Annotated in this window: 19 protein-coding genes and 1 other annotated feature; of the genes, 3 read left to right on the top strand and 16 right to left on the bottom strand. The window is 32.1% G+C overall.

Annotated elements, in window-relative coordinates:
* Nucleotides 1-103: 103 nt before the first annotated feature.
* Nucleotides 104-306: a binding site (T-box leader), on the bottom strand.
* A 43-nt stretch (nt 307-349) separates the two neighbouring features.
* The 15 genes from RSB60_RS01050 to RSB60_RS01120 form a co-directional block, all read right to left on the bottom strand.
* Complete coding sequence (locus tag RSB60_RS01050; RefSeq protein WP_323381199.1) at nt 350-973, bottom strand: pentapeptide repeat-containing protein; 624 nt, start codon at nt 971-973, stop codon at nt 350-352.
* Complete coding sequence (gene dusB, locus RSB60_RS01055; protein WP_323381198.1) at nt 948-1,955, bottom strand: tRNA dihydrouridine synthase DusB; 1,008 nt, start codon at nt 1,953-1,955, stop codon at nt 948-950. The genes RSB60_RS01050 and dusB overlap by 26 nt, the downstream gene beginning before the upstream one ends.
* On the bottom strand, nt 1,943-2,830 hold the full coding sequence (hslO, locus tag RSB60_RS01060; protein WP_323381197.1) for an Hsp33 family molecular chaperone HslO: 888 nt from the start codon (nt 2,828-2,830) through the stop codon (nt 1,943-1,945). The genes dusB and hslO overlap by 13 nt, the downstream gene beginning before the upstream one ends.
* A gap of 95 nt (nt 2,831-2,925) precedes the next feature.
* Nucleotides 2,926-4,980, bottom strand: coding sequence for an ATP-dependent zinc metalloprotease FtsH (ftsH, locus tag RSB60_RS01065; RefSeq protein WP_323381196.1), 2,055 nt, complete (start codon nt 4,978-4,980; stop codon nt 2,926-2,928).
* 17 nt (nt 4,981-4,997) lie between these two features.
* Nucleotides 4,998-5,537: a hypoxanthine phosphoribosyltransferase gene (gene hpt, locus RSB60_RS01070; RefSeq protein WP_323381195.1), complete on the bottom strand. Its 540-nt coding sequence runs from the start codon at nt 5,535-5,537 to the stop codon at nt 4,998-5,000.
* Nucleotides 5,538-5,556: 19 nt separating this feature from the next.
* Nucleotides 5,557-6,774, bottom strand: a complete 1,218-nt coding sequence (gene tilS / locus RSB60_RS01075; protein ID WP_332614018.1) for a tRNA lysidine(34) synthetase TilS — start codon at nt 6,772-6,774, stop codon at nt 5,557-5,559.
* A gap of 29 nt (nt 6,775-6,803) precedes the next feature.
* Complete coding sequence (locus RSB60_RS01080) at nt 6,804-7,376, bottom strand: hypothetical protein (protein ID WP_332614020.1); 573 nt, start codon at nt 7,374-7,376, stop codon at nt 6,804-6,806.
* A gap of 109 nt (nt 7,377-7,485) precedes the next feature.
* Nucleotides 7,486-8,568, bottom strand: a complete 1,083-nt coding sequence (locus RSB60_RS01085; protein WP_323381192.1) for an MraY family glycosyltransferase — start codon at nt 8,566-8,568, stop codon at nt 7,486-7,488.
* A 72-nt stretch (nt 8,569-8,640) separates the two neighbouring features.
* A complete protein-coding gene (locus RSB60_RS01090; protein ID WP_323381191.1) occupies nt 8,641-9,420 on the bottom strand; it encodes a TSUP family transporter in 780 nt (259 codons plus the stop codon).
* A gap of 101 nt (nt 9,421-9,521) precedes the next feature.
* Nucleotides 9,522-10,595: a hypothetical protein gene (locus RSB60_RS01095; protein WP_332614022.1), complete on the bottom strand. Its 1,074-nt coding sequence runs from the start codon at nt 10,593-10,595 to the stop codon at nt 9,522-9,524.
* Nucleotides 10,596-10,689: 94 nt separating this feature from the next.
* Nucleotides 10,690-11,778 carry a radical SAM/SPASM domain-containing protein gene (locus tag RSB60_RS01100; protein ID WP_323381189.1) on the bottom strand — a complete coding sequence of 363 codons (1,089 nt, stop codon included), beginning with the start codon at nt 11,776-11,778 and terminating at the stop codon, nt 10,690-10,692.
* Nucleotides 11,779-11,849: 71 nt separating this feature from the next.
* Nucleotides 11,850-12,665 carry a PTS system mannose/fructose/sorbose family transporter subunit IID gene (locus RSB60_RS01105; protein WP_323381188.1) on the bottom strand — a complete coding sequence of 272 codons (816 nt, stop codon included), beginning with the start codon at nt 12,663-12,665 and terminating at the stop codon, nt 11,850-11,852.
* Entirely contained in the window at nt 12,665-13,459 is a 795-nt protein-coding gene (locus tag RSB60_RS01110; protein WP_323381187.1) for a PTS mannose/fructose/sorbose/N-acetylgalactosamine transporter subunit IIC, read from the bottom strand. The genes RSB60_RS01105 and RSB60_RS01110 overlap by 1 nt, the downstream gene beginning before the upstream one ends.
* Before the next feature lie 13 nt (nt 13,460-13,472).
* A complete protein-coding gene (locus RSB60_RS01115; protein WP_332490610.1) occupies nt 13,473-13,952 on the bottom strand; it encodes a PTS system mannose/fructose/N-acetylgalactosamine-transporter subunit IIB in 480 nt (159 codons plus the stop codon).
* Between the two features lie 10 nt (nt 13,953-13,962).
* Entirely contained in the window at nt 13,963-14,385 is a 423-nt protein-coding gene (locus RSB60_RS01120) for a PTS sugar transporter subunit IIA (RefSeq protein ID WP_332614106.1), read from the bottom strand.
* A 217-nt stretch (nt 14,386-14,602) separates the two neighbouring features.
* Between RSB60_RS01120 and RSB60_RS01125 the strand changes: the two genes are divergently transcribed.
* Complete coding sequence (locus tag RSB60_RS01125; protein WP_332490608.1) at nt 14,603-15,277, top strand: HAD family hydrolase; 675 nt, start codon at nt 14,603-14,605, stop codon at nt 15,275-15,277.
* Nucleotides 15,278-15,288: 11 nt separating this feature from the next.
* Here the strand turns inward: RSB60_RS01125 and RSB60_RS01130 are convergent, their stop codons facing one another.
* Nucleotides 15,289-16,917, bottom strand: a complete 1,629-nt coding sequence (locus RSB60_RS01130) for a response regulator transcription factor (RefSeq protein WP_332614026.1) — start codon at nt 16,915-16,917, stop codon at nt 15,289-15,291.
* 122 nt (nt 16,918-17,039) lie between these two features.
* On the opposite strand from RSB60_RS01130, the gene RSB60_RS01135 reads away from it, so the two are divergent.
* Nucleotides 17,040-18,500: an arylsulfatase gene (locus RSB60_RS01135; protein ID WP_332614028.1), complete on the top strand. Its 1,461-nt coding sequence runs from the start codon at nt 17,040-17,042 to the stop codon at nt 18,498-18,500.
* Between the two features lie 113 nt (nt 18,501-18,613).
* Nucleotides 18,614-19,699 carry a CdaR family transcriptional regulator gene (locus tag RSB60_RS01140; protein WP_332614030.1) on the top strand — a complete coding sequence of 362 codons (1,086 nt, stop codon included), beginning with the start codon at nt 18,614-18,616 and terminating at the stop codon, nt 19,697-19,699.
* Nucleotides 19,700-19,710 lie beyond the last annotated feature (11 nt).

The following is a 19,710-nucleotide window of genomic DNA, read 5'->3' on the forward strand; positions in this document are numbered from 1 at the left end:
TTCTTTTAATTCTTCCATCTTTTGACGACGTATTACTTCTTGTTCTGATAGATTTTGTTCCATAATTTTTACTCCTTCTTTCCAAAATAAAAACTCTCCATCCAATAGGGACGAGAGTTAATCGTGGTACCACCCTAATTCACAGTACAATCACTTGTACTGTCTTAGTGACTTTATAAGTCATTCTTAACGCGAATACACGTTCAACTCCAAGTCTTTATTCTTTTATCTTCCACTACCCATTCACACCTTCTAGGGTTCTCTTTAAGCTTCTATATAAAATACTCTTCTCTTCTTCGTTGATATACGCTTTGATTATATCGGCTTTTAAAGGTATTGTCAAAGCGATTTAATCAATTACTTGTATCCCTAATAAACTCGCAAGACGTATAGCTTGATTTGAGTTCACCTTAATACCTTTAATGCTATTTAAATCTAATGTAATTCCTTCAATTTCTGATTTTGAGAAATCAATATCTTTTAATGATGTTTCAAAAAATTCTGCTTTAGTAAAATTAAGATTTAAAATTTCAAACTCTTTTAAATTCATTTGAAAAAAACGTGATTCTTCAAAATTAGAATCTTCAATTTTTATTTTATCCATCTTCCCATTCGAGAAATTAGCCATGCATAATAAGGAGCTTCGTATCTCCACATTTTTAATAATGCATTTATAAAAGTTAGTTCCTGCAAACTTACAATTAATAAATTGGCAACGATGAAAATTTACATCATTGAATTCAATTGTTGAAAAGTCACAATTTTCAAATATTACATCTAAAAACTCACTACACTCAAAGTGATTTTTTGTAAAATCTACTTTCTTGAAATGACAACTATCTACTTTACAATCATCCCATAAGTCTTTTGTAGGATTTGTTTCAATGAATTTCCCATAAAAATCAAGTTCATCAATACATTTATCAAATACTGCAGTTTCTAAGCTGTTAATCTTTGGTTTCTCTACCTTCATAAGCATCTTCCCACTCTTTCAAAAACTTTGCATAATCACCAAATAGTGTCTTCAAATCATCTAATGTTCGTAGTTTACTCGTTTCATTTTTAATTTTCGCACTAAAGGGCATTCCTTGAATATACCAACTCGCTAAGCTACGCATTTGTTTCATCGCAACTTCTTCACCGAGTAGATTGCTTAATCGTTTTGCATGATCAATTCCCATTTCCATTCGTTCTTCAAATGTCGGGTTGAAATCACTTTCACCTTTAAATGATGCAACAAGTTGTTTAATTAAAAAGGGATTTCCAATTGCTCCGCGTCCTATCATAACTGCATCACATCCAGTTTCTTCCAAACGACGATATGCATCTTCTATCGAACGAATATCACCATTTCCTATTACCGGTATTGATACAGCTTCTTTTACTTTTTTCACCCATGTCCAATCAGCTTCGCCCTCATACATTTGCCCACGTGTTCGACCATGAACAGCAATTGCGCTTACACCAACTTTTTCAAGTCCCATTGCAATTTCTACACAATTGATTGTATCTTTTGTCCAACCAGAACGCATTTTAACAGTAACTGGTTTTTTTACTGCTTTTACAATTTCACCAATCATTTCAATCGCATATTCTGGTTCACGCATCAATGCTGATCCAGCGTTGGATTTTACTATTTTATTAACCGGGCATCCCATATTGATATCGATGATATCACAGTTAGTATGTTGATCCAAATAAATTGCACCTTGAATCATTGTTTCCTTATCGTGTCCGAAAAGTTGCATTGCTAGTGGATGTTCTGTATCTAATGAACGTGTCATTTCAAATGTTTTTTTACTTTTGAAACATAATGCTTTATCACTAATCATTTCTGTATAGACTAACCCTGCACCATACTCAAAACATATTTCTCTAAATGCACTATTGCTTACACCTGCCATAGGTGCAATAACCACTGGATTGTGAATTTCTATGTCTCTTATTTTCCACATGATTTCTTAAACTCCAAAATAAGTTTTAAATCATCTTCATTAAATTTATATGTCTTATTACAATACTCACACTTTACTTCACATCCATGATCTTCGTGAATCATTTCTTCAAGATCTTGTGAAGTAATCGTTGAAAGTGCTGCTTTAAATCGATCTTTACTGCAATCACAGTTCCATTGTATTGATTTTTCTTCTAGAATTTCCGCATCTTCAAAACATAATTTTATAATATCTTGTGGTGTCAATCCTTCATCAATTAATTGGCTAACAGGTTTTAAATTCGCAACTACTTTTTCAACTTTTTGGATATCTTCTTCAGTAGCATCTGGAAGAATTTGGATTAGTAATCCTCCTGCTGCCTTACAACTATAATCTGTATTTACAAGAACACCCACAGATACAGCTGATGGTGTTTGCTCAGATACTGTAAAGTAATACGCAAAGTCATCGCCAATTTCACCACTTTGTAATGCGACTTGTCCGGTAAAATTATTTTTAAGACCAGTGTATTTAGTAACCTTTAAATAACCATCTGTACCCACTGCTAAACCTACTGCTAGTTTATTTGAATCATTGTATTTCAAATAAATTTCATTGTCACCAACAAATCCTTTGACATCACCATTGTATCGACATTCAACCATACATGTTCCAATTGGTCCATTTCCGTTGATTTGAATGACAATCTTTTCATCTTCATTTTTCAACATCGCTGCCATAATAGTTCCAATTGACATTATTCTTCCTAATGCTGCTTGTGAAGTTGGCCAACAATCATGTTGAAGACGTGCTGTCTCACATAACTCTGTACTCTTTACTGCGTATATTCTTACTTTGCCATCAAGGGCTATTGCTTTAACTAAACTATCTTTCATCTTTATTACCTCTTTTTATCTCTATGATTATATCATATGCTATTGCTTTCGTATTTCAAATGCTCATAAGAAAAGGAGCATCGGCCCCTTTATCTTTACATTTTTGGTGTTTTTATGATGACATCTTCTTCTTGGTCATCTTCTTCCATATCTGTTCTTTCTTCAACATGTTGTGTAGATTCTAAGTCTAATCCTACTTGCGTCGCTTTTGGTTTACGACCACGTGTTGATTTCTTAACAGGTTTTTCTTCTTTTTTACTTTCTTCTGCAGTAGTTTCAACAACTTCTGCATCCACTACTTCCACTGATTCATCAGTTTTTGAACTTTCAATATTAATTGGTAATCCTTTGATTACACGATCAATTTGTTCAGCAGTGATTGTTTCATATTCAAGAAGCGCATCCGCAATTTTAATTAATTCTTCGCGGTGTTCAGTAATAATCTTGTGTGCTTGTTTGTGGCAAGTATCAATAATTTTACGAACTTCTTGGTCAATTTCAAATGCGATTTGTCCAGATACATTTGAAGGCGAGTTATAATCTCTTCCTAAGAAAACATTGTCACTACCACTATCATATTTAATTGGACCCAAATCACTCATTCCATAAACTGTTACCATATCTTTAGCGATACGTGTTGCTGAAGCGATGTCACCTGATGCACCTGCTGAAATATCATCAAAGAAAATTTCTTCTGAAGTACGTCCACCCATATAAGATGTAATGGTACTCATTAAATCTTTCTTTGTGTGCATCATTTTTTCTTCTTTTTCAGTCATCAAGTTATATCCACCTGCTTGTCCACGTGGAATAATTGTAATTTTTTGTACTACTGTTGCATCATCCAAGAACAAGCCAATAATTGCATGCCCTGCTTCGTGATAAGCAACAAGTTTCTTTGATTTTTCATCATATTTACGGCTCTTTTTAGCAGGTCCCATCATTACACGGTCAACCGCTTCATCAAGTTGAGCCATATGAATAACGTCTGAGCTTTCACGAACTGCAAGGATTGCAGCTTCATTTAATACGTTTTCAAGATCAGCTCCGCTGAATCCTGGTGTACGTCTTGCAAGAGCTTCAAGATCAATGTCATTTCCAAGTTTTTTATTTCTAGCATGTACTTCAAGAATTTCCTTACGTCCTTTACGGTCAGGTAAAGAAACAGTAATTTGACGGTCAAAACGACCTGGACGAAGTAATGCAGGATCGAGAACATCTGGTCGGTTAGTTGCCGCAATAATTACAACTCCAGCATTTTCCCCGATACCATCCATTTCAACAAGTAATTGGTTTAATGTTTGTTCACGTTCATCGTGTCCACCACCAAATCCTGCTCCACGTTGACGTCCAACTGCATCAATTTCATCAATAAAAATCATACACGGCGCAGTTTGTTGTGCTTTTTTAAACATATCACGCACACGGCTTGCCCCAACCCCTACAAACATTTCAACGAAATCAGAACCAGAAATGCTATAGAATGGAACATCTGCTTCACCAGCAACTGCTTTGGCAAGTAATGTCTTACCAGTACCTGGTGATCCTACCATCAATATTCCCTTAGGGATACGTGCTCCCATTTTTGCGAATTTCTTTGGTGATTTTAAATAATCAATAATTTCAGCCATTTCTTCTTTTTCTTCATCACATCCAGCTACATCTTTGAAACGAACACGAATGTTCCCTTCTAAACGTGCACGCGATTTAGAAAATTCAAATGCTTTGTTTTGTCCTCCACCATTCATACGAGTAAGCATGAAAACTGCAAACCCTCCTAATAATAGGTAAGGAATAAATGATAACAATGTATCTACAAGTAGATTACTTTGTTCAGCATCAATGACAGCTACATCACCTTTTTCAAGTAATCCTAATACTAAATCAGTTTGACCTTCAGTATTTGGAATTGTTGATGAGAATACAACATCTTGTACTCCATCATTGTACTTTCCTTTAACAGTAACTACATTGTAGCCAATGCTAAAGTCTGCTTGCGTAACTTTTTCTTCTTCTAATACCTTAATTAACTGATTGTACGTTAGTTTTTGAGTAGCTGACTGATTGCCCCCCAAATTGAACAAACTAAACATTGCAATGAGCACAACCAAATAAGGTAAATAATTTAAAAATCGGTTGTTATTTTTCATCGATTCAACACGCTCCTTTATTTATTTTGATAAGCTTCGTCTTTTAAAACACCTACATAAGGCAAGTTGCGGAACTTTTGATCAAAATCTAATCCAAATCCTACAACGAATTCATTTTCTATTTCAAATCCAGTATAATCGGCAGAAATCTCGACAACTCTTCTTGAAGGTTTGTCGAGTAAAGTTACTATCTTTACAGAATTAGCACCCTTATTCAATAACATGTTTCTTACTGTACTTAATGTTCTTCCAGTATCTACGATATCTTCTACTAAAATAATATCGATTCCTTTAATTGAGCGATCTAAGTCTTTTAATATTTTTATATCGCCAATTGATTCTGTACCCTCATAACTTGAAACATCCATAAAATCGTATTCTATATCTAAATCAACATACTTAACAAGCTCTGCAAGAAATGGTACAGACCCTTTTAATAGTGCTACAAAGAGTGGTTCTTGTCCTTCGTAGTCTTTTGTAATTTGTTGCCCAAGTTCTTTAGAACGTTGTGTAATTTCTTCTCCAGAAACTAGTATTTTTTTGATTAATTGATGCATCTCATTTCCTCCGTGATATTCAGTATTTTATCACAAAAAAGCTAGGTTTTATAGTGTAATGTTCGACATTACATCCAATTCCAGGCACTAAAATCACTTCATTTTTAGAATTTAGGACTACTGGCCAAGTTTTTCTATCTTTTAACGGTATTTTTCTATCAATAAACCAACGATGAATATTCTTGCTTCCGAGTCGAAGTTTGATTTTATCTTTAGGATTCACATTTCTAATTGTAATCGGAAAATCTTCTTCCGTCACGGATACTGCATCTTTTCTATCTCCCTTATAGCTAATTTTAAAGTAAGAATTTTTTATGCATTGCATAGATTGTAGTACAAAACAGTAGTCTTTGTCCTCATTTCCCACAATTTCACAAATTTGATAAGACTTGTATAAAGTTGCATTCCGCAATGGAATTTCATAATTTTTTGTTGAACAAATCATCTTGTCTAACTGATGAATAAAATCACGTGATTTTTTATGTTCTTCTTGTTTATTGTTTTTTAACCATTGCCGAATTATTAATAATCTTAATTCTTCATCCAGTTCTTTAAGCTTTGTACAATCCAATATTGACGATTTACTAAATTTATCAATTATTTTTGTTTGTTCGCGCTTTTGCGTATTTAGATTTCTAATTTCTTGTAGAATTTCTTTACGTTCTTGTTTTGTTAACTTTTCTACAACTTTATGACGAATCTTATTTCGTGAATAAGCATCAGTAAGATTTGATTCATCAATTTGGTATTGTACATGATGGCTATTACAGTAATCGATACATTCTTGCTTGCTCATTTTTAAAAGTGGCCGAACCAGTTTATAGCCTTGCATTACTAAACTTTCTGCAATTCCATAAGTATCTGGAATTGATTTTCTTTGTTTTTGAAGTAAGTATGTTTCTATACAATCATCTTGATGATGTGCAACTAAAATTCCATCTGCTGAAAATTCATCACAACATTCAAAAAAGAACGCATATCTTACATCTCTAGCCCATGCTTGAAAATTATCTTTTCCTTTTTGTTTGGGGTGGATAACTTTTAACTCAATCTTATATTTCGTACAATAATCTCGTACACATTTTTCATCTCGATTAGCGGTTTTTCTTTTGTGATAATTCACATGTGCAACTATAATATCCACACGATTTTCTCTACACATGTCTAAAAGAGCCATTGAATCTGGCCCTCCTGAAACAGCTACTATCCACTTTTTATTTAAAATCTTCTTTTGCATAGTATTAGTTTAACATATTTTAAGCTTCTTTAAAGGTTTTCACTATCGCAAATTGTTTTTATAATTCTTTTCTTAATTTCTTTGAAACAAGGTGATGTTATCGACAAATGTGCTTTCACATCAATGATTCGAGCCGTATTAATATACTTACAATCATTTAAAAATAGAACCGATGGTTTAGCCATACCTGGCAAACAGCCTATACGCATAAGATGTTTCTTACCTGTTGGATTATCAATTTCATCATAAGCCGTTCTAAACTGTGTTTCATTCGATGTCATTGGTACTACAAATGCCTTCTTTTGTTTAATAGATAAAATTAGTCCAAAGTGTTGAAAACCAATTTCATTAAGATACGCTTGTCCAAAATCAATGTAACAAATATCACCTTGTCGTATTTCAAACCCTAATGGTTCACAAGAAGTCATTTGATTACGTAATAACCAATTTGCTTCACTAATTAAATTCCCTTCATAATTCTTTTCATCTACACTTTTCGCAAACTCTCTTTTCGCTTTTATGTATTTAATCCAAGCATCATTATTTTCGATATCTTGACATGAAATACCATTAATCAATTGTTTTACTGTCTCTTTATTCATAGAACCTCCTACATATGTATATGCAGTAATTTCTAAATTCCTAAAAAAAAGATAAATTATTGTTTATTCTTTTCCCTACTAAATAAAAAAGAGCTCAATAATCAAGCTCTTACTTATACATATCTTTCTTCTCTTTTCGAAGAATTCTTCGCCATAATCCTAATAATGGATGAAACTTTGGATTAATCATTCCTGTTTTTTCAATAAATATTTCTGCACAGAAAACTAAAATAATAACCAGTACTGCACCTAATGTTTTATCAAAGTAACTCACAACTGCACTTATACCAAATAGTAATGTAACTGCATATAATATTAGCACAGTATTACGATGACCTAAATCAAGCTTGTACATTAGTATGTGGTGAAGATGACTACGATCTGCTTCTGATATTTTTTGACCTTTTAGCTTACGACGTATTATCGCGATAATCGTATCTGAAATAGGGATAAATAACATAAGAATAGGTAATCCCAATGTAATAAACGCTGTTGTTTTAAATCCTAGTAAGGAAATAGTCGCAATCATGTAGCCAAGAAATAAAGCTCCACAATCTCCCATGAAAATACTAGCTGGATGAAAATTATACTTCAAGAATCCCAAAATAGATCCCGCCAAAATAAGTGATAGTATACAAATATCTCTACGTCCCATAAAGAACCCTAAGACCCCTACCGTACATGTTACAATAAACGAGATTCCACCCGATAATCCATCTAAACCATCTATTAAGTTAATTGCATTGGTAATTCCAACAATCCATACAAATGAGATAAACCCTGTTACAAATATACTATCAATCATAATTCCAAAGGGTAAAGTGAATGATGGTAAATAAACTTGTCCTACAAAAATTGCGATTAATGCTGCAGCAATTTGAAATCCAAGCTTAATAATAGGCTTTAAGTCAAAGATATCATCCAAAAGTCCACCAATAAAAACGACTAATCCACCTAATAAGATGCCATTCAATGTATCATCGGCTTTCACAAATACTGCCATAGATATCATAAATGCGATATAAATTGCTAATCCACCCATTCGAACAATCTTCCCATGATGGACTGTACGTTGATTTTCTTCTGCATAAATGCCTAATTTTAAACCTATTTTCTTGGCTATTGGTACTCCAATTAACGAAAGAATTAATGGCAATACAAAATAAGGAAACGCACCTACAATCAGATTCATCTTGTATACCTCTCTTTCAACTCTTGTAACATTATAGCATAGAAACAAATGTCTAAAAAACCTAAATATGCATTAAAATAATCGAACTAAATTCACGATTGCTAAAACAAGAATGACCGATAAGATTCCAATACTCAAAGAATGATTGTATTTCTTGGGTATTTTGTTGTTTAATACAATTCCAATTAATGTTCCTACTGTTGAAACTATAATTAACAAGATGACAATTTTCCCATCAAATTGACCAAATCCTGTTGTAACAAAGATCTTTGTAATCTTCGTAATTTGCGCAAAAAAGATAATCACAAGTGATAACACTGGTGCTTCATTCTTATCGTAAGGAAAGAACGTTAAGTAGGCTGCTAAGTTCAAACCTCGTCCCCCTACACTCAAAAATACAATAGTCAAAGATAAAAACATGCTTAAAATAAGCACTTTTGGTTTTGTTTCTATCTTAGATTCTTTTATTTTTAATATTTTTAGTTCATCTAAATATAGTAGAACTAAAATAATGATAAGTGAGCTAGCCTGTATTCCCTTTAAAATAGTACTAAGATGTAGCACAGCGTATTCAAGTAGATATTCACCTAGAACAGCCCCTGCCACCGCACCAACTGCCGCAACTGCCATTCTTGATATATCTACTGGTGACTTATTATTATGAAACCTTCTATATGAAAGTATTCCAACCATTGGTAAAAAAGCAACTGAGATGTAGAAACTGATTTCTGTAATTGAGTGAAAATTAGCCGCATCAAAAAGTGTCTTAATGATAACACCCGGTCCAAGTCCTGAAGCAACACCGACAACAATCGCAAGGAATGCTGCCAAGCTTGTATAAAACATAATCATATAACTACCTACCCTAGTACTCTATTTTCATAGTAGCATAAGATATCTAACAAATTGATGAATATGCATTACAAATTAAAAAGTGTAGTTAAACTACACTTCTATTCTATGGTTAACGTTTGAATAACTTGATGAATCATTGCCATTTGTTCATCTGATACCTTATCAAGAATTGACATGGTTGCTACAAGAATTAACTTATTTTCTTTTGTGAGAACATAACCATCAATTACAATTAAATCTGTTCCCATTGATATTTTCATAATTTCGCCACCATTAAATTCAATATCTGCTTCAGTAATCTTCACAATATCTGTATCATACATTTCTTCAATTGCCATTTTTAGGTATTCTTTTGTTATCTTAACATTTCCGATATCACTTGCTACAACCATTAATACTTGTCCTGGTGTTGTGCTATCTCCATCTGGACCAAATACATATGTATTATTTACAATACTTGATGTTTTATAATCAATATCATATCTTCTAGGTATTTCAAAAGTTAATCCCAAAACACTAGTTTTACGAGTCACAGGAGGATTCGCATTATAGTCTTCAGCGTACTTATTAACTTCTTCTTGATTAAAGTTAATATCTATTTCATAATACTTTTCTAATTCTTCGATAATTTGATTTGTTAATTTATTTGTTCGATCATCTTCTATTTCAATTCGCACTAAGATACGTTTATCTTTATCTATTTCTTTTGCTAAGCCAAAATAATAAACTGCTTGTGCATTACCCATGTAGTCTTCTCTTAAGATAACTCCATCAAAGGTAGATGTTTCTCTATTTTCATCTTTAGTAATTGCAGTGTCATAGATAGAATCTATAGTGCCATACGAATCTATAATCTCTTCTTTTAAGTTTTCTGCTGCAACATCGGCATATTCACCTTTATCATAATTATACCCATTCACATCTACTTCCACTGCTACACCACTTTCATACCCGAAAGCATAGCTTGAAGTACCCATATCTACAGCACTTGGAAGATACGCAATCATGTTATATCCATTATCTTCTCCCCCTGATAATTTAATCTCTTGTAGATGTTCAAACGCTGTAGCATTTGATTGCTGATTTTGAAGTGTTGGCTCTTTAGGTTTACTTGCACATCCCACAAGCATTGTAATTAAAATAAAACAAATTAGTTTTTTACTTGTCTTCACTTTGGCCTCTTTCTAGTCTACTCACTAATTAAAAGACTTATTAGAATTGTAGTTAGTGCCAAAAAAAATTCGTTTTATTAAAACGAATTTAATTTCATAATTCATTTGCAATTGCGATAATTTCTTTTTCTCTAGCACCAAGGAATTCTCGCAAACCACAAAAATCATCATTATAATAGGTACCTATCATTCGCTTACAATTACCATGGCAGATTTTAACATAAGAACATGTATCACATTGTTTGCTAAATGAACGTGGTTCATGAATAAACGAATTTGTAATATCAGATTTAACTAACTCTACAATCGTATGCTCATTAATATTACCTATTTTATATTTATCAAGAACATAGAAATCACATGGATAAACTGAACCATCTGCTTCAATTACAAATTGCATTGAACAATATCCTAAATAGCCACACTGCATTGGTGGTCGACCCACAAATAGTGGAATAATATTATCAAACAATGCAACACTACGATATGTGTTATTTTTTAACTCTTCAAACCACAAATCAAAAAATTCAATATAAAACTTACTAAATTCTTCTGGTTCTAATCCATATTCATTTTCTTTCTCAAATTCTGATAAACAAGGTATTAATTGAATATATTTAAAATCATTTTCTTTATAAAACTCATATAATTTTTTAGGATATTTAGATAGGTCAGAAGTTAATACTGTGAGTATATTATATTCTACTCCATATTTTCTTAATAATTGAATCACTGCCATAATTTTAGTATAGGTTCCTTCATTATTATTTCCAATTCTAAAGTAATCATTATTTTCTTTAAAACCATCTAAAGATACACCCACTAAAAAGTTATTCTCTTTAAAAAATTGTATCCATTCTTCATTCAATAATGTTGCATTTGTTTGAATTGAATAATGAATGTGATGATACTCTTTTTTATATTCATTCACTTTATTTATAAATTTTTTGAAATATTCTAGTCCTGCACAAGTGGGCTCTCCCCCTTGAAACGCAAATGATATTTGCGTCTCTTCTTTAAAATATCCCACCGTTCTTTCAACTAGATTAGCAACTGTTTGTTTTGCCATAACTCCATAGTTATAAATATCTCTATGTGCAGCGACATCATTATAAAAACAATATTTACATTTCAAATTACATGAGCTTGATGCTGGTTTTATTAACATTGAAAAATATTTCATAGTATCACCTTAATTATTATTCTCTCATAAAATGAAAAAGCAGGGAAGATTATTCTACCTGCTTTTATTAATTAAACTAAAATTCCAAAATACGCTAATACAATACAAGCAACTAAAACACCTAGAATTACAATTGCAGTATTCTTACCATTTCCTTTTTTAATCAAGAAATAACATGCTGTTGTCGCAAGTACAGGTAGTAATGCTGGCATAATCATATTTAATGAGTCTTGAAGAGCAATCGCTCCTTCTCCTGAGGCTATTGTTAATCCAGTAGTCATTTTAACTGTTGTCGGTATTAGTCCTCCCACAACAACAATTCCTAATACATTCGCAAAATTTGATAAGCGATCAAATATTTTGAGATTAGAAATGCCTCCTCCTTGAAGCAAACTTAATCCTTTTTCATATCCATACTTTAATCCAAAATATTTTAGTGGCCAGTAAAGTAAGTTAATCATTAAAAACATGACAATTGGGCCAATGATGCTTCCATCATTTACACACATTGAGGCACCAATTGAACCAGCAATCGGAAACCAAGTTAAATTAAGCATTGAATCACCAAGCCCTGCAAAAGGACCCATTAATCCGGATTTAATATTACTTACTGAATCTTTATGATCCTCATCCGTACTTTCTTCAAGTGCAGCTGTAACTCCTATAATAAAAGGAATTGCAATTGGATGTGTATTAAAATATTCTAAATGTCTTTTTAATGCATTTACTTGTTCTTCTTTTGGACGATCTTTATATAATTCTTCAATGATTGGAATCATATCATAAGTTAAACTTAAGCTTTGCATTCTTTCATAGTTGTGACCGAATTGAGTAATTTGAGTTCTCAATAAAACACGATTCAATATTTTTTTAGATATCTTTCCCATTATAAATCATACTCCCCTTCCTCAATCTTTGATTCCATCTTTGATTCATTATCACTCTTACTTTGAATTAAATCATAAATTCCTGCAGCTACTGCACCAACTAATGCAATGGCTAATGTTGGAAGTCCTAAATATGCTGATAATACAAATCCAAGAATCAAGAACATCCACATGTTCTTTTTCAACATCATTGTTAATAACATTGCTAACCCAACAGCTGGTATAACTTTAGATGCCACTCCAAAACCTGCTAAAATTTTTGCAGGAATGAATGCAAGAATCATATCAATTGTATTAGCACCTAAATAAACGGCAATAAATACTGGAACTGCTCTACTTAAGAAGAACATTGCTCCACCTGTCCAGTTTAATAGACCTATTCCTTTATAGTTAACCTTTTCAGCCTCTTTATCCGCTTTATGAACTAAAGAAATATTTAATGTCATAACTAACATATTAATTTGTTGAACCAATAAAGCTGTTGGTACTGCAACCGCAACTGCAGTCGCAATGGATGTTGCCAAATCTTGATTTGATAAAATACCAATTGAAGCCCCAACTATTGTTCCTGAAATTACATCTGGTGGAACATAAGCCCCAATGTTGTTAACACCAAGCCACATTAATTCAAGCGTTGCTCCAATTATAATTGCTGTTTGTAAATCACCTAAGATAATCCCTACTCCTACTGAAGCAAGTAATGGTTTTCTAAAACCTAAGTGAGGACCAAATTGGTCAAGTGCACAAAGTCCAGCCCATACTGCTAGTAAAAGTGATTGTACTAATCCACTCATCTTCTATTCTCCTTTAATAGTTTTTAAGTAACTCAATAACATTTGTTTTTTCATCACGTGTCGTTGTTTGCATATAAACTTCGATTTTTTCATCATTGATAAGTTTTTCAAAAGCTTCTTTTTCTTCTAATGTTACTGACATATTTTTATGTAGACGTTTACGATTCTCATTAAATCGCATTCCGCTCACATTCAAATAAGCAAAATCTAATCCATTTTGTTTAAGCTTTAACGCATCCATTGGATTAGTAAAAAGTACCATTGTTACCTTTTTTAACTCCGTCTTCTTCAATATCTCAATAAATTGATCAACTCCAAAAATACTTACTTTAATGCCTGGAACGGCAAGTCCTGCAATTGATTTTTGAACTGGATCATTTGCAACTGCATCATTAACAATAATTGCAGATTCAATGTTGAAGTCTCTTATCCATGTAGTTGCAACTTGTCCATGAATTAAACGATCATCAATGTTTACTAATGCTAATCCCATATTTTCTCCTTTATAAGTCTATTTCAGACTCTTCATTTGGTACGATTGGATTTATTTCTGTGCATGAATTTGCGTGTGTCTCTTTAATTCTCTCGCTGATTTCGTCTAGTGAACAATCTCTTGAAAAACATAAATCCATAAGAATTGGTAAATTAAATCCAGTAAATGCTAAGAACTCATAACCAGTAAGTTTCAATTTACTTGTGACATTAAATGGTGTACCGCCATAAATATCACAAAGAATAACAATATTCTCACAATTCTTCTTTAATTCTTGAATTGCTTGTTTCATCGAATCTTCAAATTGTTCTAATGACATACTCTCATGTAAAACAACTGCTTTTGTATTGTCTTGAGGACCTGCAATCATTTCAACAGTTTCTACTGCTGCTTTTGCAAATTCACCATGACTTGCAACAATAATTCCTATGATAACTACCCCTCCTTACTCATTTGAAAGCGCTTCATACTTCATAGTTTAGCTACAAAATAGACCTTTGCAAGAAAATAAAATAGAAATAAATAACATTTTATCTAGAAATGTTTATATTTTCCATAAATAATTCTTTGTATTTTGAAATGTAAAAAATTTCCATAGCAATTGACTCTTTTGTCTAGTACCGTTATATCATAAAAGAAAGGTTGGACTTATGAAACTTACTGGTGCAATATTTGATTTTAACGGAACACTATTTTTTGATAGCGATTATCACAACCAAGCTTGGAACCGTCTCTCTTATGAAATTAGAAATCAACCTATTACAATTGAAGAAATGAATTCAGGTTTTCATGGCGTTCCTAATGTTGAAGCTATCGAAAATTTAATTCCAAATAAATATACGATGGAACAAAAACAAGAATTATCGCAATTAAAAGAGAAAATATATCGTGATATCTGTCATGAACAGCCTTCACTTTCATTAGTTGAAGGTGCTACTCAATTATTTGATTGGTTTGTCAAAAAAGAAATTCCCTTTACAATCGCAAGTGCTTCTATCATTGAAAACATTGAATTCTTTTGTGATGTATTCAATTTAACTCATTGGATAAAGAAAGAAGATATTATTTATGATGATGGTACATATGCTGATAAAGTAGAAATGTTTAATGACGCTTTAAAAAACATTCATACCGACAAAGATCATTGTTTAATCTTTGAAGATTCTGAAAGTGGTGTTAAAAACGCAATTAAAGCTGGTTTCAAGAAAATCATTGTATTACACTATAAAGATTACAACTCCATCTTTAGTCAATACCCTGAAGTACTTTACCACGCAAATAATTTCATAGACATTCTCAATTTTTTACAAAAGGAAGATAAATAACTTATCTTCCTTTAATTTACCTTCTGATTTGATTTACGATATACCTTTGGTGTAACTCCATAATATTTTTTAAATACTTTATCAAAATATAATTGATCTTCATATCCTACTTTTTGTGCAACTTCCTTAATACGATAATCACTTATTTCTAATAATACAGCTGCCGCTTCCATTTTTCTACGAGCGATATATTTCGATAAATCTTCATTCATTTCTTTTTTAAAGACACGGCTTGTGTGAATGCCTGTAAGTCCTAATAAATTCGATAATTCATTAATTGAAATTTTACTCGTCATATTTGCATCAATGTACTGACAAATCGTTTGGGCATAGCGTTTTGATTTACTAAATTGTGTTTGAGCAATTACTTCCTTTATGACTCTCGCAATTCTTCCTAGTTCGGATGTCATCATTGTTGATGTTTCACATCGTTGAATTCCTAAAATAAAGTCATCAAATAAATGTGTTACCTCTAAATTATTATATTCAGCAATGCTTTTCATTTGTTTAAAAAGTGTTTCAAAGTAAGACATTGCATCGTCAGGTGATATGCATTCTTCTTCAAAATACTTAACAGTATTTTCAAATAAAGATTGTAATTTATCACACTCATCATTTTTAAAACATTTGATAATAATTTGATGATTTTTCATTTTTGATAAATCTACGGCATTATATTTTTTTCTAGCTTCTTCTTCGAGAAAAACACCATCACCCTCATAGAATTTATCACGATGAACTTGTAAAAGAGAATTGTAGTCGTCCAAGAAAGAATCACAACCGCGATTCATTTTTGAAAGTACGATTGAGAATTTTTGCCCAATCTTTTCTTCTAAATCATTTTTGAATATATTGAATGATTCTATAAACTTTTCTTTATCTTTTTCCTCAATTAGCGCAATCAGTGAGTGATTTTTTGTGAATAGAGTACACGAATTTTCAAACCCACCAAAATATTTAGTGCAAATTGCACTTATATTTTCTTCTAAATTTTGGCGATTACGCAAAGCCAATAAAAACATATCTTCAAACTCTGATATTGGATTATTACCTGGTGATCCATAAATTGGAAATCCTTTATTTACATATGATACATTATCCATTCTCACATAAATCATGTGATAGTCTTGTTTAATAAGGCTCAACTCAGAGTGCTTAAAAGCTTCACTTAAAATCTCTTTATTTACATTTTGATGGTCGCGAATTCCACCTAATAGATTTTTCATTTCGATTTTCCAATTCAAATTAACCGTTGCGTCTTCATCACCTTTAAAACGATTTAAGATTTCAATTAACTCTACTGGTTTAAACTGTAATCTAATTAAATAATCATCTGCTCCTGCAAGAAAAGCTTCACGTACAATTGCGTAACTTTCATCATCAGAAATAACAATGACTTTACTTGATGGATGTACCTTTTTTACAAATTGAATAAAGCTGATTCCTGCTCCATCCGATAATTTTAAATTCGTAATTACAACATCATGATTATATTCTCCAAAATAGGCCATAGCACGATCTTGACCTTGTGTAACACTAACTATTTCATACCCTAATTCATCCCAAGGAATAAAATCTTTTAAGTATTTAATCATTTGTTTTTGTCGTTCTACAATTAGAACTTTCATTTTTCTTGCCATCTTGACCTCTTTTTTTATGGAAAATGTTAACTTTTTTTATATTTATATCTAAATTTTGCATTTTTGTCAATTTTGTCTATATTTTCTAATGCTATAATCTGCTCAGAAAGTGAGTCAAATTTATGAAGAAGTCTAATAAACCGAATATCGTTGTATTCATGTCAGATCAGTTTCGTGGGGACTGTCTATCAATATTGAATCATCCTGATGTGAAAACCCCTTATCTAGATACTTTGGCAGCTGAAGGCCAATTATTTGAAAATGCTTATTCTGCTTGTCCTACCTGTATTCCTGCACGTGCAATCATGTTTACTGGTAAAAGCCAACGTAAAACAAAACGTGTTGGTTATGAAGAATGTATAGATTGGAATTATGAACATATGCTTGCAGAAGAATTATCAAATGCGGGCTATCAAACTCAATGTGTTGGAAAAATGCATGTTCATCCTCCTCGTTTATCGTGTGGATTTCAAAATGTAAAACTCCACGATGGTTATATTGGCCATTATCGTCGTTATAATACCCCTTACTGGCAACATCAAAATGTGTGTGATGATTATATGTATTTCTTGAAATCACACCTTGGTCCTAGCGCCGATGTCAATGAAAGTGGTGCAGAGAATAATTCTTGGATTACTGCTCCATGGCCTTATGAAGATCGTTATCACCCAACTAATTGGGTGGTTGATGAAAGCATTCGTTTCTTAGAAACTAGAGATCGTACAAAGCCATTCTTCTTAATGAGTAGCTTTGTACGTCCTCATCCTCCTTTTGATGCACCAAAAGCCTACCTTGATATGTACATCAATAAGGACTTAAAGATGCCAGAAGTGGGCGATTGGGTAAATAAAGAACGAACTGAAAAAAATGGATATATCATGGATTCAGCTGATGGATGTAATGATGAAGAATTAAAACATCAAGCACTTGCAGGATACTATGCATGCATTACTCATCTTGATCATCAAATTGGTCGTTTAATAACTGCTTTAGAAAATGATGAAAGCTACAATAATACAATTATTCTCTTTATTAGCGATCATGGTGAATTACTCTTTGACAACAACACATTTAGAAAAACACTCCCTTACCAAGGCAGTATCAATATTCCATGTATCTTCCATATTGGAAAAGATCTCGCAAAAACAACACCATTCGTTTCAGATAATTTATTTGAACTAAAAGATGTAATGCCTACACTATTAGACTTTGCGGATATTCCTATCCCGCTTGACGTAGATGGTATTTCATTCAAGAAAAAAATCTTAACGAAAGAGGAAATCAATCGTACCTATATTCATGGTGAACATACTGGATCGCCTTATATCGCAAATCAATATATCGTTACCAAAAAAGATAAATTTATTTGGTTTACACAACGTAACGAAGAACAATATTTTGATTTAGAACATGACCCAAAAGAATTACATAATCTTATTCATGATCCAAAGGTACAAACACGTATTACTGAATTACGAAATATCTTAATAAAAGAACTTGCGGATCGTGAAGAAGGATATAGTGATGGCAAAAAACTTATTCCTCACCAACCTATGATTCACTATCTACAAAATAAGTATTAAGGAGCATTGCTCCTTTTTATTTTAAATAATTCTTTCCATCTCTCTATCAGGCTTGTAAAATATTAATATAAGGAAATGTATTCCAGTTATCTATGTGAATATAGGATACTATTATGATGATAGAACTCATTAATGCTCAGAAAATTGTCGACCGTCTCATTTCTATCCTTGGGAAAAATATAAACATCATGAATACAGATGGCGTCATTATTGCCAGTGGCGAGCCAAAGCGTTTAAGCATGATACATATGGGCGCAAAACAAGCAGTTGAACATAATCAAGAAGTAGTGATTAATCAACAAAATATCCATGATTTCCCTGGTTGTAAAGAAGGCATCAATATCCCTATTAAACTATATGATCAAATTATCGGTGTAGTAGGTATAACTGGAGAAATTGATGAAGCAAGATTAATCGCAATCACGATTAAAGAACTTGTAGAATTAATGATGAATGAACAACTTGCTAATCGTGAGGCTTTACTTTCTAAAGAAGCCAGCGAAGCTTTTCTTCGAAACTCAATTGAAGGAAGAATAAAAGTTGATGCTCCTGCACAATATAATCTACTTTATTTATTAAAAGTTGATGTTGAACAATTTACATCATTTGCTTTTCAAAATCTTAGACAAGATATTGTTTCTTTCATGTTAGAAAAAAAATCTGTTGCTCTTTATCTAAACTCTTCAATCTTTGTAATTTTTTCAAACTACGATATTGTTGAAGATATGCATCGAGTAATAACCGAAAATCATCATCTCCAATTTACATTGATCAAATCAATCTCTTGTACAAATGTGACAGACTATTATGATAGCTATGCTGTGGCAAAAGAAGTAATGAAAACAGTATCCACTCATCAATACTTTGATGTTAAAGACTTGAGTCTTGATTTCATTCTGAGTTATATACAGCCCCATAATGTTCACCTTTTATTGAAAACAACGGGTATCAATTTTAAAAACGAAAAACAGTTTAACAAAATGGTTGAACTTGCACAAGCCATGATTCAGGAAAATATGAATATGAATAAAGTCGCACAACGCTTATTTTTACATCGTAATACAATCATAAAACGCTTGGAAAAAATTCAAATTGTTACAGGGCTTGATCTATGTGATTGTATGACATGTCTTAAAATAATCATCATCTCAAAATTATTGGGCAAAACAAACAAAGTTTCGTCCTATTCTACCCTTTAAAAGTAGTTGAT

This window comes from Anaerorhabdus sp., from assembly GCF_036657415.1.
In the GTDB taxonomy this organism is placed as follows: Bacteria; Bacillota_I; Bacilli_A; order Erysipelotrichales; family Erysipelotrichaceae; genus Anaerorhabdus.

Excerpts from the sequence above, each read along its gene's own strand:
- dusB (WP_323381198.1), bottom strand. The coding sequence starts at position 1,955 with ATGTGGAAAATAAGAGACATAGAAATTCACAATCCAGTGGTTATTGCA.
- RSB60_RS01115 (WP_332490610.1), bottom strand. The coding sequence starts at position 13,952 with ATGGGATTAGCATTAGTAAACATTGATGATCGTTTAATTCATGGACAA.
- RSB60_RS01090 (WP_323381191.1), bottom strand. The coding sequence starts at position 9,420 with ATGATTATGTTTTATACAAGCTTGGCAGCATTCCTTGCGATTGTTGTC.
- RSB60_RS01105 (WP_323381188.1), bottom strand. The coding sequence starts at position 12,665 with ATGGGAAAGATATCTAAAAAAATATTGAATCGTGTTTTATTGAGAACT.
- RSB60_RS01140 (WP_332614030.1), top strand. The coding sequence starts at position 18,614 with ATGATGATAGAACTCATTAATGCTCAGAAAATTGTCGACCGTCTCATT.
- RSB60_RS01110 (WP_323381187.1), bottom strand. The coding sequence starts at position 13,459 with ATGAGTGGATTAGTACAATCACTTTTACTAGCAGTATGGGCTGGACTT.
- RSB60_RS01130 (WP_332614026.1), bottom strand. The coding sequence starts at position 16,917 with ATGGCAAGAAAAATGAAAGTTCTAATTGTAGAACGACAAAAACAAATG.
- RSB60_RS01135 (WP_332614028.1), top strand. The coding sequence starts at position 17,040 with ATGAAGAAGTCTAATAAACCGAATATCGTTGTATTCATGTCAGATCAG.
- RSB60_RS01080 (WP_332614020.1), bottom strand. The coding sequence starts at position 7,376 with ATGAATAAAGAGACAGTAAAACAATTGATTAATGGTATTTCATGTCAA.
- RSB60_RS01050 (WP_323381199.1), bottom strand. The coding sequence starts at position 973 with ATGAAGGTAGAGAAACCAAAGATTAACAGCTTAGAAACTGCAGTATTT.
- RSB60_RS01085 (WP_323381192.1), bottom strand. The coding sequence starts at position 8,568 with ATGAATCTGATTGTAGGTGCGTTTCCTTATTTTGTATTGCCATTAATT.
- RSB60_RS01100 (WP_323381189.1), bottom strand. The coding sequence starts at position 11,778 with ATGAAATATTTTTCAATGTTAATAAAACCAGCATCAAGCTCATGTAAT.
- hpt (WP_323381195.1), bottom strand. The coding sequence starts at position 5,537 with ATGCATCAATTAATCAAAAAAATACTAGTTTCTGGAGAAGAAATTACA.
- RSB60_RS01125 (WP_332490608.1), top strand. The coding sequence starts at position 14,603 with ATGAAACTTACTGGTGCAATATTTGATTTTAACGGAACACTATTTTTT.
- ftsH (WP_323381196.1), bottom strand. The coding sequence starts at position 4,980 with ATGAAAAATAACAACCGATTTTTAAATTATTTACCTTATTTGGTTGTG.
- tilS (WP_332614018.1), bottom strand. The coding sequence starts at position 6,774 with ATGCAAAAGAAGATTTTAAATAAAAAGTGGATAGTAGCTGTTTCAGGA.
- hslO (WP_323381197.1), bottom strand. The coding sequence starts at position 2,830 with ATGAAAGATAGTTTAGTTAAAGCAATAGCCCTTGATGGCAAAGTAAGA.